16 protein-coding genes and 1 pseudogene are annotated in these 15,973 nt (G+C 74.2%); 13 read left to right on the top strand and 4 right to left on the bottom strand.

The genetic code is table 11. The features are described 5' to 3' along the window. Nucleotides 1-57: 57 nt before the first annotated feature. The 9 genes and pseudogenes from AC6I72_RS12335 (at nucleotide 58) to AC6I72_RS12295 (ending at nucleotide 9,211) form a co-directional block, all read left to right on the top strand. The gene (locus AC6I72_RS12335; RefSeq protein WP_498000827.1) at nucleotides 58-912 is read left to right on the top strand and encodes a bifunctional methylenetetrahydrofolate dehydrogenase/methenyltetrahydrofolate cyclohydrolase; all 855 of its coding nucleotides are present in this window, start codon (nucleotides 58-60) and stop codon (nucleotides 910-912) included. Beyond that, nucleotides 902-1,447 carry a DUF3017 domain-containing protein gene (locus tag AC6I72_RS12330; RefSeq protein ID WP_498000826.1) on the top strand — a complete coding sequence of 182 codons (546 nt, stop codon included), beginning with the start codon at nucleotides 902-904 and terminating at the stop codon, nucleotides 1,445-1,447. Before AC6I72_RS12335 ends, AC6I72_RS12330 begins: the two co-directional genes overlap by 11 nt. Before the next feature lie 296 nt (nucleotides 1,448-1,743). Further along, nucleotides 1,744-2,295, top strand: coding sequence for a helix-turn-helix domain-containing protein (locus tag AC6I72_RS12325; protein WP_498000825.1), 552 nt, complete (start codon nucleotides 1,744-1,746; stop codon nucleotides 2,293-2,295). 225 nt (nucleotides 2,296-2,520) lie between these two features. Beyond that, a pseudogene (locus AC6I72_RS12320) lies at nucleotides 2,521-2,868 on the top strand (helix-turn-helix domain-containing protein); the annotation flags it as partial. 786 nt (nucleotides 2,869-3,654) lie between these two features. Beyond that, the gene (locus AC6I72_RS12315) at nucleotides 3,655-4,365 is read left to right on the top strand and encodes a DUF2690 domain-containing protein (protein ID WP_498004668.1); all 711 of its coding nucleotides are present in this window, start codon (nucleotides 3,655-3,657) and stop codon (nucleotides 4,363-4,365) included. A gap of 457 nt (nucleotides 4,366-4,822) precedes the next feature. Then, complete coding sequence (locus AC6I72_RS12310; protein ID WP_498000824.1) at nucleotides 4,823-5,812, top strand: malate dehydrogenase; 990 nt, start codon at nucleotides 4,823-4,825, stop codon at nucleotides 5,810-5,812. Between the two features lie 248 nt (nucleotides 5,813-6,060). After that, the gene (locus AC6I72_RS12305; protein ID WP_498000823.1) at nucleotides 6,061-7,830 is read left to right on the top strand and encodes an AbeC-like domain-containing protein; all 1,770 of its coding nucleotides are present in this window, start codon (nucleotides 6,061-6,063) and stop codon (nucleotides 7,828-7,830) included. After that, nucleotides 7,814-8,167 carry a hypothetical protein gene (locus tag AC6I72_RS12300; RefSeq protein WP_498000822.1) on the top strand — a complete coding sequence of 118 codons (354 nt, stop codon included), beginning with the start codon at nucleotides 7,814-7,816 and terminating at the stop codon, nucleotides 8,165-8,167. The genes AC6I72_RS12305 and AC6I72_RS12300 overlap by 17 nt, the downstream gene beginning before the upstream one ends. A gap of 12 nt (nucleotides 8,168-8,179) precedes the next feature. Then, complete coding sequence (locus AC6I72_RS12295; RefSeq protein ID WP_498000821.1) at nucleotides 8,180-9,211, top strand: serine/threonine kinase C-terminal domain-containing protein; 1,032 nt, start codon at nucleotides 8,180-8,182, stop codon at nucleotides 9,209-9,211. Nucleotides 9,212-9,466: 255 nt separating this feature from the next. Here AC6I72_RS12295 and AC6I72_RS12290 read toward each other — a convergent pair whose 3' ends face one another. Genes AC6I72_RS12290 through AC6I72_RS12280 form a run of 3 tightly spaced genes read right to left on the bottom strand, consistent with a single transcriptional unit; the run spans nucleotide 9,467 to nucleotide 11,201 of the window. Next, the gene (locus AC6I72_RS12290) at nucleotides 9,467-10,264 is read right to left on the bottom strand and encodes an isocitrate lyase/PEP mutase family protein (RefSeq protein ID WP_498000820.1); all 798 of its coding nucleotides are present in this window, start codon (nucleotides 10,262-10,264) and stop codon (nucleotides 9,467-9,469) included. Then, nucleotides 10,261-10,704, bottom strand: coding sequence for a carboxymuconolactone decarboxylase family protein (locus AC6I72_RS12285; RefSeq protein WP_498000819.1), 444 nt, complete (start codon nucleotides 10,702-10,704; stop codon nucleotides 10,261-10,263). The genes AC6I72_RS12290 and AC6I72_RS12285 overlap by 4 nt, the downstream gene beginning before the upstream one ends. Next, nucleotides 10,701-11,201, bottom strand: a complete 501-nt coding sequence (locus AC6I72_RS12280; protein ID WP_498000818.1) for a carboxymuconolactone decarboxylase family protein — start codon at nucleotides 11,199-11,201, stop codon at nucleotides 10,701-10,703. The genes AC6I72_RS12285 and AC6I72_RS12280 overlap by 4 nt, the downstream gene beginning before the upstream one ends. A 47-nt stretch (nucleotides 11,202-11,248) precedes the next feature. Here AC6I72_RS12280 and pdxR point away from each other — a divergent pair, with 47 nt between their 5' ends. After that, complete coding sequence (gene pdxR / locus AC6I72_RS12275; RefSeq protein ID WP_498000817.1) at nucleotides 11,249-12,637, top strand: MocR-like pyridoxine biosynthesis transcription factor PdxR; 1,389 nt, start codon at nucleotides 11,249-11,251, stop codon at nucleotides 12,635-12,637. 88 nt (nucleotides 12,638-12,725) lie between these two features. On the opposite strand, the gene AC6I72_RS12270 is transcribed toward pdxR, so the two are convergent. Then, nucleotides 12,726-13,592, bottom strand: a complete 867-nt coding sequence (locus AC6I72_RS12270; protein ID WP_498004667.1) for a hypothetical protein — start codon at nucleotides 13,590-13,592, stop codon at nucleotides 12,726-12,728. Between the two features lie 200 nt (nucleotides 13,593-13,792). Here AC6I72_RS12270 and AC6I72_RS12265 point away from each other — a divergent pair, with 200 nt between their 5' ends. From AC6I72_RS12265 to AC6I72_RS12255, 3 genes are all read left to right on the top strand, one after another. After that, complete coding sequence (locus tag AC6I72_RS12265) at nucleotides 13,793-14,146, top strand: hypothetical protein (RefSeq protein WP_498000816.1); 354 nt, start codon at nucleotides 13,793-13,795, stop codon at nucleotides 14,144-14,146. 8 nt (nucleotides 14,147-14,154) lie between these two features. Further along, complete coding sequence (locus AC6I72_RS12260) at nucleotides 14,155-15,378, top strand: glutathionylspermidine synthase family protein (RefSeq protein WP_498000815.1); 1,224 nt, start codon at nucleotides 14,155-14,157, stop codon at nucleotides 15,376-15,378. Between the two features lie 387 nt (nucleotides 15,379-15,765). Then, on the top strand, nucleotides 15,766-15,963 hold the full coding sequence (locus AC6I72_RS12255; RefSeq protein WP_498000814.1) for a hypothetical protein: 198 nt from the start codon (nucleotides 15,766-15,768) through the stop codon (nucleotides 15,961-15,963). Nucleotides 15,964-15,973: the final 10 nt, after the last annotated feature.

The following is a 15,973-nucleotide window of genomic DNA, read 5'->3' as shown; positions in this document are numbered from 1 at the left end:
CGGCGGCCGGACCGCCCTGATTGGAACCGGGGGCCGGTCATCCGCGAGGATGGGTACATGACCGCCCAGATTCTCGATGGCAAGGCCACCGCAGCCGCGATCAAGTCCGATCTGACCGTCCGCGTGGCGGCGCTGAAGGAGAAGGGCGTCACGCCCGGCCTCGGCACGATCCTGGTCGGTGACGACCCCGGCAGCCGCAAGTACGTCGCGGGCAAGCACCGCGACTGCGCCCAGGTCGGCATCGCCTCCATCCAGCGCGAGCTTCCGGCCACCGCCACCCAGGAGGAGATCGAGGCGGCCGTCCGCGAGCTGAACGAGGACCCCGCCTGCACCGGCTACATCGTCCAACTGCCGCTGCCCAAGGGCATCGACGAGAACCGGATCCTGGAACTGATGGACCCGGACAAGGACGCCGACGGCCTGCACCCGATGAACCTCGGCCGCCTCGTCCTCAACGAGCCGGCCCCGCTGCCCTGCACCCCCAACGGCGTGCTGACCCTGCTGCGCCGCTACGGCGTGGAGATCAAGGGCGCCGAGGTCGTGGTCGTCGGCCGCGGCGTCACCATCGGCCGCCCGATGCCCCTGCTGCTCACCCGCCGCAGCGAGAACGCCACGGTCACCCAGTGCCACACCGGCACCCGTGACCTGTCCGCGCACCTGAAGCGGGCCGACATCATCGTCGCCGCGGCCGGTTCCCCGCACCTGATCCGCGCCGAGGACGTCAAGCCGGGCGCGGCCGTCCTCGACGTCGGTGTCTCCCGCAACGACGAGGGCAAGATCGTCGGGGACGTCCACCCGGACGTCGCCGAGGTGGCCGGCTGGCTCTCCCCGAACCCCGGCGGCGTCGGCCCGATGACCCGGGCCCAGTTGCTGGTGAACGTCGTCGAGGCGGCGGAGCGCAGTGTCGGCTGAGGCGGGCGGCGCCGTGCGGGAGACGGCCGGGGAGGGGTCGGGCGGACAGGCCCGGCGGAACACTCCGGAGGGCTCCGGTCCCGGATCCCGGGCCCGGGCCGGGACCGATGCCGGTTCCGGGCAGGACAAGCGCCGTGCGCGCCGGGGCACGCGCCGCTTCCCCCTGTTCACCAAGGACACCGCACGCCCCGAGGGCGGCGGCCGGGCCGCCCCCGGCGACGCACCGGCGCCCGCCCGGCAGTGGCCGCTGCTCACCGTGCTGATCGTGGTCGGCATCGGTCTGCTGGTGACCGCCCTCGACGCGTTCCGGGTGGGCCTGCTGCTGATCGGCGCCGGTCTGCTGGGCGGGGCGGTGATGCGCTGGATGCTGCCCCGCGTCGGCATGCTCGCCGTCCGCTCCCGGTTCACCGACATCGTGACCTACGGGATCCTCGGCCTCGTCATCGTGCTGCTGGCCCTGATGGCGCAGCCCCGGCCGTGGCTGGAGATCCCGTTCCTGGACGACGTCCTGCACTACACGGTCCGCAACCACTGACGCGGTCCCTACACCCTCGTGCGTAGGGTGACGGCGGCCCATCCTCTCCCCCGAGTCAGGACGGGCCGCCGCCGGGATCAACCCTGCGGGACGGGAACGGGCGGTTCAACGCCTGTCCGCGCGCTGTGGCACGGAAGTGACTGTTCCGCTACGGTGTCCGCGCTTCGCCACAGGCATGTCCATGATCGGCGTGGGAACCGTTCGCCGCGCCTGTGTCGTCACTCGCCGCGAGAAGCGGTGCGGGAGCAGCGCGAGCAGCAGGGCGAGGGGCGGCGTGGGACGCCGGGAGGTGAGCGATGGGCGCCTGGCAGCCGTTGCCGGACGATCTGCCGCCGGAGGTACGGCACTTCGTGGAGCAACTGCGGATCCTCAAGGACGGGACCGGCCTCAGCCTGGTCTCGCTCGGCGCGCGCACCGCGTACAGCAAGTCCTCCTGGCAGCGCTACCTCAACGCCACCCAGCCCCCGCCCCGGCAGGCGGTCGCCGCGCTGTGCCGGGTGGCGGGCCTGGCCGGGGCGGAGGCCGAACGCCACACCGTGCGCTGGGAGATGGCCGTCAAGGTCTGGCCCAGGCCGACCGCGACGGCGGCGGTCCCCGCGCAGGCGCACGCGCAGGTCCAGGCACCGGGGCAGGTGCTGGTGCCGGTGGCGCCGCCGGTGGCGGACGGGTCCGGAGGTGAGGTTCCGGAGGCCTACGAGGAGGTCCCCACCGTTCCCTGGTGGGACCGGCCCGAGGAGCGGCCGGGGGTGCCGCGGCACGGGCCCGGCGGACGTCTGCTGGTGTACGCCGTCGCGCTGCTCGCCGCGCTGCTGGTGACCGCGGTCGTGGGCGCCGTCGCGCTGGGATGACGCGAGGACGGGACGACGACGAGGCGACACCGGCGGGGTGTGTCCCGTGGTGTGTCGATGTGTTGACAAAATAGGGATCTGGGGCGAAGTCGTCCGACGGCAGGGCCTGCTCCGAACGAGAGGCCCTGGCGCGGGCGGTCAGCGCGACGGCGCGTGCCCCCGCCCGAACGGGCGCCACGCGCGGGGAAGCACCGGCACGAACCGGGGGGAAGAGGGGAAGCAGCAATGCCTCGTTGGAAGGCCTTGCCCGAGGATCTGGATCCGCAGGTCAAGGAGTTCGCGAGCCAGTTGCGGCGGCTCGTGGACCGGGGCGGCCTCAGCATCGCGGCGCTCGCCGACCGCACCGGCTACAGCAGGACGTCCTGGGAGCGCTACCTCAACGGCCGGCTGCTGGCGCCCAAGGGCGCGGTGGTCGCGCTCGCCGAGGTCACCGACACCAACCCGGTCCACCTGACCACGATGTGGGAGCTGGCCGAGCGCGCCTGGAGCCGCGCCGAGCTGCGCCACGACCGGACCATGGAAGCCATCCGTATCGCCCAGGCGCGCGCCGCACTGGGGGAGTTCGACGCACCCGCACCGGGGACGGAGAGCATCGGCACCCTGCCGGACGGCGCGTGGCCGAACGGCCCGCGGGCGGACGGCCCGCAGTCGAACGGCACGCCGTCCGGTGGCACGTATGCGAAGGGCACGCATGCGGGCGGGACCACGACGAGTGGGACCGACGTGAACGGGGTCGAGGCGAAGGGGACCACGGCGAACGGGGTCGAGGCGAAGGAGACCACGGCGAACGGGGTCGAGGCGCACGGCGGCGAGACGAGCAACGGCAGGGCGAACGGCAGTAAAGCGAACGGCGGTAAAGCGAACGGCAGTAAGGCGAACGGCGGCAAGGTGAGGGTGCCGCGCTGGGGGAGCGCCCAGGTGCCGGGCACGCTCCTCGCGGGCATCGCGGGCCCGGCGGGGGTGTCCCCGACGGTTCCGCCGCAGCCGACGGCGTCCGACGCGGACGCGCGGGACAGGGGCGCGCGGGAGTGGAAGGGGCGTGAGAAGGAGGCGTGCGAGCAGGGGCCGCGGGGGACGGCGCCGGCGTCCGGATCCCGTACCGGCACCGACGGCGACGCCCGCACCGCTCCCGGCGCCGTCCCCGTCGCCGGGTCCCGCGCCGGATCCGCCGCGACGTCCACCGTCAAGTCCTCCGCCGGGGCGCAGGGGACGCATGACGACGCCGAGGCCGACGCCGACACCGACGCGGTCACCGACTCCGGCTCCGAGTCCGGTTCCGGTGCAGATTCCGGCTCGGCCGCCGGTCCGGCCCGGAAGGTGAACTCGTGGGGTGTGGCCGGGTACCGGGGGCCGGCCCCGATGGGCGGCAAGCGCGAGTCCGGCGGCGCGGCCACCGCACCCGGCGTCGAACCGCCCCAGCCCTCGCACCCGGCCGTCCCCACCCCCGTTCCCGCCCCCACGCCCGGTACGGTCGCCGCCGTTCCGGGCGGCGCAACGGCCTCCGTCTCCGGGACCGGGACCGGGGCCACCCCCGGCGGTTCCCCCACTGCCGCTCCCGCCCCCGCTCCCAGCGGGATGTTCCGGCGGCAGTTGGCGATGTTCTTCGCGGGCATGGCCGCGACGCTCCTGGTGATCGGGGTCGTCTTCTACTTCACGGGCGGCATCGGCGGGACGAGGACGCGGGGCGCGACCACCTCCCCCTCGCCGTCCGCCACCACCGGCCCCAGCCTGCCGCCCGGCGTGAAGTGCGCAGGGGAGGGCTGCGCCGGCAAGGACGCCGAGGCCATGGGGTGCAGTGGCGAGCGGGGGACCACGGACCGCAGCGTCACCGTGGGCACGACCCTCGTCGAGGTCCGCTACAGCAAGACCTGCGGTGCCGCCTGGGGCCGTATCACGCAGGCGGCGCAGGGCGACGAGGTCAAGGTCACGGTCGGCACACGGACGCGGACCGACACGCTCGCGACCCCGGGCGACACCATCGCGTACACGCCGATGCTGCCCGTGAAGGACGCGGCACAGGCGACGGTGTGCGTGACGCTCGCGACGGGTGAGCAGGGGTGCACGAGGTAGGCGGTGCGGCGACGGCGCGCCACGGCAGCGGAGGGGCGGGCGCGCAACGGAGCGGCACGCCGGAAAGAAGTGGCGGCCGGCGTGCATGAGGTCCGCCGTTCGGGGCACGTGCACCTCACCCCCACGGGAGTCCGGTGCTCCGGTACCCCCATCCGGCGGCCGCCTTCGTCTCTCCTCTCCCGGACGGGCGGCCGCCTCCCGTGCCCTCTCTTTCCCCGTCCCCCGCCCGTCACCTGCCCTTCCCGGGTCACTCTGTGGGACGGGCCACAGGGGCCCGGCCGTGCGGGGTGCCGGATGCGCGATAGCCTGACCGCTGGATCTCTCTTGACGCCGAGAGATCGATCATCCTCACGTTTGATCGATCATCGCGGTGGGCGTACGGCCGCCAACCGGACGCGGGGATCCTGCACCCCGGGGCAGGGACGCCCCGACCGCCAGCTGTCATACGGAGAACGCCATGACCCGCACTCCCGTGAACGTCACCGTCACCGGCGCGGCCGGCCAGATCGGTTACGCCCTGCTCTTCCGCATCGCCTCCGGCCAGCTGCTCGGCGCGGACGTGCCGGTCAAGCTGCGCCTCCTGGAGATCACGCCGGCCCTCAAGGCCGCCGAGGGCACGGCCATGGAGCTGGACGACTGCGCGTTCCCGCTGCTCCAGGGCATCGACATCAGCGACGACCCGAACGTCGCCTTCGACGGCACCAACGTCGCCCTCCTCGTCGGCGCCCGCCCGCGCACCAAGGGCATGGAGCGCGGTGACCTCCTGGAGGCCAACGGCGGCATCTTCAAGCCGCAGGGCAAGGCCATCAACGACCACGCCGCGGACGACGTCAAGGTTTTGGTCGTCGGCAACCCGGCCAACACCAACGCGCTGATCGCCCAGGCCGCCGCCCCGGACGTACCGGCCGAGCGCTTCACCGCCATGACCCGCCTCGACCACAACCGCGCGCTGACCCAGCTCGCGAAGAAGACGGGCTCGACGGTCGCCGACATCAAGCGCCTGACCATCTGGGGCAACCACTCCGCCACCCAGTACCCGGACATCTTCCACGCCACGGTCGCCGGCAAGAACGCCGCCGAGGTCGTGGGCGACGAGAAGTGGCTGGCCGAGGACTTCATCCCGACCGTCGCCAAGCGCGGCGCCGCCATCATCGAGGCCCGTGGCGCCTCGTCGGCCGCCTCCGCCGCCAACGCCGCCATCGACCACGTGCACACCTGGGTCAACGGCACCGCCGAGGGCGACTGGGTCTCCATGGGCATCCCGTCGGACGGCTCCTACGGCGTCCCGGAGGGCCTGATCTCCTCCTTCCCGGTCACCTGCAAGGACGGCAAGTACGAGATCGTCCAGGGCCTGGAGATCAACGACTTCTCCCGCGCCCGCATCGACGCCTCCGTCAAGGAGCTGGCGGAAGAGCGCGAGGCGGTCCGCGGCCTCGGCCTCATCTGAGTCACAGGACCAGCACAAGGGCCCCGTTCCGGTTCACCGGAACGGGGCCCTTGTGCTGCGCGCCCCCGCATCCCGGCGTCCGGTGCGCCGGACGACGACGGCGCGGCAGGAGGCCACGGCGGCGTGTGGCTGCCGTCACGGTAGTGCCCACTTGACAATTCGCTTCCCTCGCGAGTCGAGACGCCCCTATGCTGATGGTCCATCAGCACCACGTGCAGCGAGCATCGTTCACACCTCGGGGGAGTCGCGTGAGCACCGCATTCGTGCCCCAGCAACCGCAGCCCGCGCCTCCGGACGCGCCGCCGTCCGTGCCGCCGCACGCCAGCGAGGCCACCCGGTTGCTGTGCGCGGGCACCTACCTGGACCCTGCGTACCGGGACCGCGTCATCGAGGAGCTGCACCTCAACGAGCAGCGCATCGTCGCCCCTTCGCTGGGCTTCGACGCGGCCCGGGTCCTCGCCCACGCCCTGCGCGCCCGCCGGGTCGAGGTGGGATGGGCGGCGGGCATCGTGGGGCTGTGGATCGTGGGGTGGCCGCTGACCGGCGGGGCGATGGTGGCCTATCTCCTGCCCAGTCTGCTGCTCGCGGGGGGCGTGGCCGTACGGAGCGACGATCCCGGCACGCCGGCCTCGCGCAGGGGGGCGGCGTTCGCCATGCGCTGGCTCGGCCGTCTGGTGTTCGGCCTCTTCCTGCTCGCCACGGTGGTCGCCGCGTTCTCCAGCGAGGAGGACGCCTACTACGCCACCGGGTTCAAGGCCTTCCTGCTGACCCTCCTGCCCTCCGTCTCCCGCCTGGCCGGCGGCCACGAAAGGGTGAGCGCGCTCCAGGCCTGGCTGGCCCTCGTCCTGTTCCTGGCCGTCGCGGTCTGCGCGGGCGTCCAGCGCAGCCAGTTCGCCCGGGCGCTGGGCGCCGAACTGGCCCCGGACCGGTTCCCGGACGCCGCCTCGGACCCGGCGGAGCGTGCGGACAGCCCGCGCTTCCAGCGGCTGAAGGAGCGCATCCGGCTCGAACAGCACGCCCCGCTCATCATGTACCGCGAGACCCGTCCGTTCTGCGGTGCGGGCCGGGCCCACGACACCTGGGTGCTCGCCGTCGAGATGCGGCCCGTCGAAGGGCGGCAGCCGCGTCCGCTGCGCAACCGCACGGTCCTGGACACCGTGCGCCCGCTCCTGGAGGGGCTGCGGCTGCCCCCGGAGTACGCCGGGCACGCGGTGCGCGACCGGCTGCGCCGGCTCGAACTGGACGAGTGCGTGTTCCTGCCCGCCGAGGGCCTGACTCGCCGTGAGGACGCCCCCTACGACCGGCAGGCCTTCGAGGAACACCGGGAGCGGGCCGTCGAGGAGGGCGCCGAGAAGAGGCGGCACTTCCTGCGGGTGCGGGTCGGCGGCTGGGAGGAGGAGCTGGTCGTCACCGTGTACGTGCGCGTCCACACCCAGGGCCGCATGCTCATGCTGGAGATCGCACCCCATGTGCTGATGCCGGTCCGCGAGGACTTCGAGGACGCCGACCGGATGGCCCACCAGTTTCGCAACAACAGCGTCTTCGGCAGGATCACCTGGGCCGCCGGACAGGTTCCTGCCTCGGCGGTACGTTCCTTCGTCACCCTCTGCCAGGCCGCCGGTCACGCCTGGCGGCTGGCCACCGGCGGCTACGGCAACGCCCTGCCGGACGGGCCGGCGGTGTCCGTGCGGGAACTGGGCGCGGCGGCCTCCGGCTCGCTGTTCCAGCAGATGGACGTCGACCGCTACCTGCGCAGCATCCAGGACCGCATCGCCCACGGCGTCCGTACGGCCCTGAGCGAACACGGCTACCAGACGGGTGAGTTCGTGCAGAAGGTCGTCAACATCAGCAACGGCGGGGTGCACATCGACTCCGTGGCGGGCAGTACGTTCGCGATCGGCACCCACGCCCAGGCGCGCTCCGCGACGACCGGAGCGCCCCCACCGCCCACCACCTCCCCGACCACCGGCGGCCACGCACCGCAGAAGGGAACCGGCAGCGATGACCAGTCCGGATGAGCCGGGCGTCAGCATCGGCGACGTCTCCCACAGCACCTTCGCCATCGGCAGCCACGCGCACGCCGAGAGCCACCACCACGCGGCCCCGCGCGACCCCGCCGCCGAGGAACTGCTCGCTGCCGTGAGGGAGTTGCGCGCCGACCTGAGCCGGCTCCGCGACACCGACCAGACCCGGGCCCTGGCCGCCACCCTGGCCGACACCGAGGGCGAGATCACCCGCACCGGCACCGCCGGGGAGAGCCGGCGGCAGCGGCTGCGCGAGCTGCTCACCGACGCCCAGTCCGTACTGACCCTGTTCGCGTCGGCCGGGACGGTGGCCGGCCTGCTCGGAATGTGAGAGGAGCACAGCGTGACGAACGGGGGCGGGCGGTACTGGAACGAAGAGGCCCAGCGCTGGGAGAACGGCAGCCGGGACACGGCCGCGGCGGTCACCCCGCCGCCGCCCGCCCGGCCGGCCCACGCGCCGGACGCGGCGGCACCGGGGCCGGTCCTGGACCCCGACGCGTCCGGCGCCCACCGGACCGTGACGGAACCGCCCACCGCGCCGGTGCCCTCGGCCCCGCCGCCCACCGCGCCGGTGCCCTCGGTCCCGCCACCCACCGCACCGGCGGCACCGGCCGCGCCGGCGGCACCGACCGCCCCGGGTCCGCCGGCCGCTCCCGGCGGGTACAGCCGCCGTACCGTCTGGGCGGTGGTGGCCGCGGCCGCCGGAGTCGGGGTCGCCGTCAGCCTGGTGGTGACGCTGGGCTTCGGCGGCGGTGACGACGGCAAGGGCGCGCCGTCGGCCGTGAGCACGTCCGCCGCGTCCACGGCGCCCGAGCCGTCGCCCTCGGCGGACGTCTCCGAGGAGGCCACCAGCGTCAGTCCGTCCCCCACCGCGGCGGAGCCGCCGGCCGGCTACGCGCTGGAGGACGACCCGGAGGGGTTCCGGATCGCCGTGCCCGAGGGCTGGGGACGCCAGACCGTCGGTTCCCAGTTCGGCATGGACGTCGTCAACTACCGCAGCGGCTCGGGCGACCGGCGGATCCAGGTGTACCAGGTGGCGGAGACCTCACCCGACGCCTCCTTCCAGCTGTACCTCTCCGACGAGGTCCCCAAGCCCCGCGGCTTCCACAAACTCGCGCTGGACCACGTCGACGGCGCCGGCGTGAGCGGGACCCGCATGGAATACACCGCCGCCACCCTCAAGGGGGAGCCGGACATCGGCACCTGGCACGTCTTCGACGAGCGCTTCCGCGCCGCCGACGGCAAGATCTACGCGATCGCCGCCTACGGGCCCGACGCCGACGGCGCGGACGGCGAACTGCGGGACCTCACCACCGCGCTGGACTGGTTCTGCCCGCCCGGCACGGTGTGCCCGGCACCCACCCCCACGAGCTGACCCGCCCCTCTCCGCAAGGAGCCGACCCGCTCCACCCTCACCGAGCCGGCCCGGCCCGCCGGCCCCCTGCGCTCCCGCCCCGCGGACCCGCGCAGGGCGGCCGGTGCCCGCCGTGCCCGCCCGGGTGGCCCGTGCCCCCGTCCCCACCCGGCGGCCCGTCCCCGGCTCCTGCGGCGGCAGCCGTGCTCCCCGTCCCCGCCCGGCGGCCCGGGCCCGACGAGGTCCGGTCGGCGCGAGCGCCCGCCCCGGGCGGGGTCACCCCGGCTCGGCGCCGCTCCCGCGCAGCACCTCCGCGCTCCCGCGCAGCTCGTCCGCGATGCCGCGCAGCGCCTGCGCGGCCCGTCGCTGCAACCCCGGCCCGAAGGTGACCCGGGTGGCCCCGAGCCCGCCCAGCTCCGCGGGCGAGGGCCCGGTGCCGTCCAGCCGGGCCAGCACGTTCAGCGGGCCCTGGATCCCGGCCCGCAGCAGGGGCAGGACGTCCACCGGGGCGAGGATCGGATACACGCAGTCGGCGCCCGCCGCCACGTACGACGCGGCCCGGCCGATGGCCTGTCCGGGATCGCCGTCGCCGTGCACGAAGGTGTCGACGCGGGCGTTCACGAACAGCCGGTCCCCGGCGGCCGCACGCACCGCGGCGAGGAAATCGGCCTGCTCGTGCGGGTCCTTGAGGACGCCCCCGCGCGAGTCCTCCAGGTTGCAGCCCACGGCCCCCGCCTCCAGCAGCCGCTCCACCAGTTCCTCGGCCGGGAGCCCGTAACCGTCCTCGACGTCCGCCGACACCGGTACGTCCACGGCCCGGGCGATGCGCGCCACCGCGGCGAACATCTCCTGTGCCGGGGTGGCCCCGTCCGCGTGGCCGAGGCAGGCGGCGACCCCGGCACTGGGCGTGGCGAGCGCCGGGAACCCGGCCTCGGCGAACACCCGCGCGCTGGCCGCGTCCCAGGGGCCCGGCAGGACCAGGGGATCACCGGGCAGCCGCCCGTGGTGCAGGGCGCGGAAGACGTCCGCCCCGGCCCGGGCCCGATCCGCGTCGGAACGCGCGTCCGTGTTCACTTCTGGAGGCCTCCGGGCGGGACACGGCGGCTGACCATCAGGCGGTTCCAGCCGTTGATGACGGTGATCAGGGCGATGAGATGGGCGAGTTCGGCCTGATCGAAGTGGTCGGCGGCCTCCTCGTACACCGCGTCCGGCACGAAGCCGTCGGTCAGGACGGTGACCGCCTCGGTCAGGGCCAGCGCGGCGCGCTCCCGCCCGGTGTAGAGGTCCTCGGCCTCCTCCCAGGCGTTGAGGAGCTGGATCCGGTCCTCCGACTCGCCGTTCTTCCGGGCGAGCCCGAGGTGCATGTCCAGGCAGAAGGCGCAGTGGTTGACCTGCGAGGCCCGGATCATGACCAGCTCGGCGAGGACCGGATCGCCCAGCCCCTTCTTCGCCGCCGCGCTCAGCGCGGACATCGCCTGGAACACCCGCGGGTCCAGCGTCTGCGAACGGTTCACTTGTGCTGCCCCGGCTGGTAGTGGCCCGGCGTCATGCGCGTGGTCACGCCGAACCGGTTCCAGGCGTTGATCACGGCGATGGCGGCGATCAGCTGGGCCAGCTCCGCATCCTCGAAGTGCTTGGCGGCCTTCTCGTACACCGCGTCCGGCACGAAGCCGTCGGTCAGGACGGTGACCGCCTCCGTCAGCTCGATCGCCGCCAGCTCCTTCTCGGTGTAGAAGTGCCGCGACTCCTCCCACGCGCTGAGCTGCACGATCCGCTCGACGCTCTCGCCCGCGGCGAGCGCGTCCTTGGTGTGCATGTCCAGGCAGAAGGCGCAGTGGTTGATCTGCGAGGCCCGGATCTTCACCAGTTCGTACAGCCGGGGCTCCAGCCCCCGCTTCGCGGCGGTGTCCAGGCGGATCATCGCCTTGTAAACCTCGGGGGCGTGCTGGGCCCAGCTCATGCGGGGCGCCTGCTCGGTGGCGTACTCGGTGTTTTCCTCTTCGGTGGTCATGCGGTCGACCCTAGGCGGCAGGCGTCCCAGGAGTATGGTCCATTTCCATGGCAAGAACGTGGGCCACTCTGGGCATCGACCTCCATCTGGAACCCTCCGGACCGGGAGTGCGCCGCGGGCTGACCGACGCCCTGCGCGAGGCCGTCCGCACCGGCCGCCTCGCCCCCGGCACGCGGCTGCCCTCCTCCCGCAGCCTCGCCGCCGACCTGGGACTGGCCCGCAACACGGTCGCCGACGCCTACGCCGACCTCGTCGCCGAGGGATGGCTCACCGCCCGCCAGGGCTCGGGCACAAGCGTCGCGGACCGGGCGCCGGCGGTCCCGCCCGGCGCGCCGCCCGGCCCGCGCCGCACCCCCCACCGTCCCCGGCACGACCTGCGCCCCGGCAGCCCCGACCTGGCCTCCTTCCCCCGCGCCGAGTGGCTCAGGGCCGCCCGCCGCGCGCTGGCCACCGCGCCCCACGACGCCCTCGGCTACGGCGACCCGCGCGGCCGTCCCGAACTGCGCACCGCCCTCGCCGGCTACCTCGCCCGGGCGCGCGGCGTACGGACCGACCCCGAACACATCGTGGTGTGCGCCGGGTTCGCCCACGGCCTGCGGATCCTCGGCGAGGTCCTGCGCGAGCGCGGGACGAGCACCGTCGCCGTCGAGTCCTACGGCCTGGACCTGCACCGGGACATCCTGCACCGGGCCGGGCTGCGCACCCGCCCGCTGCCCTTCGACGAACACGGCACCGTCATCGGCGACCCCGCGGACACCGGAGCGGTCCTGCTCACCCCCTCGCACCAGTTCCCGATGGGCGTGGCGCTGCCGCCCGACCGGCGCGCCGCCGTCACCGACCGGGCGCGGCGCACCGGCGGGCTGATCCTGGAGGACGACTACGACGGCGAGTTCCGCTACGACCGCCAGCCGGTCGGCGCCCTCCAGGGACTCGACCCCGACCACGTCGTCTACCTCGGCACGGCGAGCAAGTCCCTGGCCCCCGGGCTGCGACTGGCCTGGATGGTGCTGCCGCCGTCGCTGGCGGAGGCGGCGGCCGGGGCCAAGGGCCACGCGGAGGTGTCGGGCGTGCTCGACCAGCTGACCCTGGCGGAGTTCATCACCTCCGGCGCCTACGACCGCCATGTGCGGGCGGCCCGCCTGCGCTACCGCCGCCGCCGTGACGCCCTGGTCGAGGCGCTGGCCGCCCTCGCCCCGCGGGTCCGCCCCACCGGCATCGCCGCCGGCCTGCACGCCGTCCTGCGCCTGCCCGCGGGCACCGAGCAGGGGGTGGTCCAGGCGGCCGCCTGGCAGGACCTCGCGCTCTACGGCCTCGCCCGCTTCCGCCACGAGGCAGCCACCGTGCCGCCCCTGGACGCGCTGGTCGTCGGCTACGGCACCCCACCGGACCACGCCTGGACGACAGCCCTGGACGCGCTGTGCCGGGTCCTGCCGTGACCGCGGTGACGGTGTGCCCGCCGTGATCACGGTGACCGCGCGCCTGCCGTGAGCGGCGCGCCGGCACGTGGCCGCCGGGTGGCCGCGCTCAGGCCGTCCCGGCGGTCTCCTCCTCGGCCGCCTCCTCCACCGGCGCCTCCCCGAACCGGGCCAGCGCCAGCGCCCCGGCCACCGCCACCGCGAAGCCGAGCACCGCCAGCCAGGCCAGGCCGTCGCGGGTGCGGTCCCCGAGCCACACCACGCCGACCGCCGCCGGGCCGATCGTCTCGCCGATGACCAGGCCCGCGGTGGCCGTCGTCACCGAGCCGCGCTGGAGGGCGGAGGTGAGCAGCACGAAGGCCGCGCCCCCGCCCAGGACGAGGGCGTACGTCGCCGGGTTGGTGAACAGCGTCGCCGGGGCGAGCGAGTCGATCAGCCGCACCGTCACCTCCACCACGCCGAAACCGAGGCCCGCCCCCAGGCCGAGCAGCAGCGCCCGGCCCCGTTCGGGAAGACGGCCGGCGACCGCGCCCAGGGCCAGCACGGCCAGACCGGCCGCGAGCATCGCCCACTTCAGGGTGGTGGAACCGGCCTGGTCGCCCTCGGCGCCGGACGCCAGCCCGAGCATCCCCAGGCCGGCGCAGACCACCCCCACCGCGGCCCACTCGGTACCGCTCAGCCGCACCCGCAGCAGCCGCGCCGCCACCACCGCCGTCACCGCCAGGCTGGAGGCCAGCGCGGCGCCCACGGCGTAGATCGGCAGGGAGCGCAGGGCCACGATCTGGAGGAGGAACCCGAGACCGTCCAGGCCCAGACCCAGCAGGTACCGCCACTGCCGCAGCGCCCGCAGCAGCAGCGCCGCGTCCCCGGCCGCCCCCGACCCCCCGTCGCCCGCACCGGCCGCGGCCCGGGCGGCGACCGCCTGGAAAACCGTCGCCGTACCGAAACACACCGCCGCGCCGAGCGCGCACACCATTCCAAAGAGCACGAGGCGACTGTAGGGGAGCGCGCGGGGGCGGGGCCGCCCGCACCGGTGTTCTCACCGCTCTCTAGGCTGTCGGACGCCGCGTCTGACAGGAACCGGCCAAACGCAACCCGGCCGGCGGACGACGGCGACAGGAACGGCCACGGCACCACCGGCCACGGCCACGTCAACGGCAACGGGGAGACACGGACATGGCGGACACACGTCGGCGGCTTCGCTCGGGAGCGGTCGTGCTCGGCGGCATGGGACTGCTCGCCGGCGCGCTCACCGCCTGCTCCTCCGACCCGGACAAGCGGTGCGTCGACCGCGACAGCTACTCCCTCAAGGGCTACCGCGTCATCGCCGACAAGAACTGCAAGTCGGCCAAGTCCTCCTCCCACGCCGCCTGGTACTACGGCGGCAAGAAGAGCGGCGGCTGGGTCGAGGGCGGCTCGTTCACCAAGCCGCGCAAGGGCTCCGGCGGGTCGGGATCCGGTTCCGGCGGCGGCCACGGCGGTGTCGACCGCGGCGGCTTCGGCGGCGGCCACGGCACGTCCGGCGGCTGAGGCCGGCCATGGAACGCCGCACCCTCGAACCCCGGCCCGGCTGGCAGCAGACCGTCGAGGCGCAGGGACTGATCTACCCGCTCACCCTCCCACCGGACTTCGAGGCCGCCCGCGCCGCGGGGACCCCCGTCCCCGCCGACGCCTGGGTGCCCTACTGGGACGAGAGCGCCTGCTACGTCTTCACGCTCCCCGAGGTGGAGGCGCTGGAGGACGTCGTCGAGGAACTGCACCGCATGTGCCTGGCCGCGGCCGGCCACATCGTCACCACCGGCCGCTTCGCCGACCTCGGCATCACCGACCCCCGGGTCGCCGCGGCCGTCACCGAGGCCTGGCACCGGCGCGCCGAACTCCCCTCCGTCTACGGCCGGTTCGACCTGCGCTACGACGGCACGGGTCCGGCCAAGATGCTGGAGTACAACGCGGACACCCCGACCTCGCTGGTCGAGGCCGCCTCGCCCCAGTGGTTCTGGATGGAGGACCGCTTCCCGGGCGCCGACCAGTGGAACTCCCTGCACGACCGCCTCGTCGCCGCCTGGCGGAAACAGGCCCGCCTGCTCCCGCCGGGCAGCCCGCTGCACTTCGCGCACTCCGCCGAGGACGAACTCGGCGAGGACCTGATGACGGTCGCCTACCTGAAGGAGACCGCCGAGCAGGCCGGGCTGGACACCGAGTGGATCTCCATGGAGGAGATCGGCTGGGACCCGCTGTCCGGCCGCTTCGTCGACAACGGCCTGCGCTTCATCCGCAGCATCTTCAAGCTCTACCCCTGGGAGTGGCTGACCACCGACCGCTTCGCGGGACACGTCCTGGACACGCTCGACAACGGCGGCGGCACCGGCTCCACCCTGTGGATCGAGCCCGCCTGGAAGATGCTGCTGAGCAACAAGGCGCTGCTGGCGATCCTCTGGGAGCTGTATCCCGGCCACCCGAACCTGCTCCCCGCCTACCTCGACGGCCCGCGGGAACTGGCGGACACCACGGGTTACGCCGCCAAACCGCTGCTCGGCCGCGAGGGCGCCGGAGTGACCCTGCACGCGCCGGGCGCCGCACCCGTCCTGCGGGACGAACCCTGCTGCTACCAGGCGCTCGCCACGCTGCCCGCCTTCGACGGCAACCACGTGGTCCTCGGCGCCTGGGTCGTCGGGGACGAGTCCGCCGGCCTCGGCATCCGGGAGTCGTCCGGTCCGGTCACCGACGAGTACGCGCGATTCCTCCCGCACGTGATCCTGTGACCGCCCGCGGCACGGCCGGATGAGACGGCCGGGGCCGTGCGGACAGCCGTGCGCGGCCTCGGCCACGGAGGCCGGTCCGGCGCGCTCCCGGGCCGGCCGGGCGCGGGCACCGGACCGTCGTCGTTCTCCGCGCGCTCGGGGATGCGGCCCGGCGCCGCGCCCCCGGCCCTCCAGCCCCCTCCACCGGTCCCTCCATCCAGCCTTTCTCAGGTCCCTCCATCCAGCCCTTCCCTCCCCGTTGAGACTTTCCGGAAGCCGGTCCCGGCCGACCAGCGGGAAAGGCGACCGAAGTCCCAAGAAGCACCTGAATGAAACAATGGAGACCACAGGCTCACACAGGCCCGGACGCCCCTGTGCCCGGGCCCCGCCCGAGGGGAGACGACGGACGTGAGGTTCCTGCTCGAAGTCACGGTGGACGACGCGCTGCCGGCCGAGGACAAGGCGCGCGAACTGGGCCGCATCCTGCGGTACTGGGGCGGCAACCTCCACCACTACGCACTCCGGCCCGGCGACGGCTCGCCGATCCACGACTCCGCCTACCAGGAGGTCGGCCACTGGCAGGTCACCGGGGCCACCGGCGCCTGACCGCTCCGCT

This window comes from Streptomyces sp. Xyl84 (genome assembly GCF_059731885.1).
Note: the sequence above shows the minus strand (reverse complement) of the source record. Positions and strands in the feature narration are given on the sequence as shown.

Bases quoted from the DNA above. Each gene is read 5' to 3' on its own strand.
- AC6I72_RS12315 (WP_498004668.1), top strand. From the start codon at position 3,655: ATGGGCGGCAAGCGCGAGTCCGGCGGCGCGGCCACCGCACCCGGCGTC.
- AC6I72_RS12260 (WP_498000815.1), top strand. From the start codon at position 14,155: ATGGAACGCCGCACCCTCGAACCCCGGCCCGGCTGGCAGCAGACCGTC.
- AC6I72_RS12325 (WP_498000825.1), top strand. From the start codon at position 1,744: ATGGGCGCCTGGCAGCCGTTGCCGGACGATCTGCCGCCGGAGGTACGG.
- AC6I72_RS12280 (WP_498000818.1), bottom strand. From the start codon at position 11,201: ATGACCACCGAAGAGGAAAACACCGAGTACGCCACCGAGCAGGCGCCC.
- AC6I72_RS12300 (WP_498000822.1), top strand. From the start codon at position 7,814: ATGACCAGTCCGGATGAGCCGGGCGTCAGCATCGGCGACGTCTCCCAC.
- AC6I72_RS12310 (WP_498000824.1), top strand. From the start codon at position 4,823: ATGACCCGCACTCCCGTGAACGTCACCGTCACCGGCGCGGCCGGCCAG.
- pdxR (WP_498000817.1), top strand. From the start codon at position 11,249: ATGGCAAGAACGTGGGCCACTCTGGGCATCGACCTCCATCTGGAACCC.
- AC6I72_RS12265 (WP_498000816.1), top strand. From the start codon at position 13,793: ATGGCGGACACACGTCGGCGGCTTCGCTCGGGAGCGGTCGTGCTCGGC.
- AC6I72_RS12335 (WP_498000827.1), top strand. From the start codon at position 58: ATGACCGCCCAGATTCTCGATGGCAAGGCCACCGCAGCCGCGATCAAG.
- AC6I72_RS12270 (WP_498004667.1), bottom strand. From the start codon at position 13,592: ATGGTGTGCGCGCTCGGCGCGGCGGTGTGTTTCGGTACGGCGACGGTT.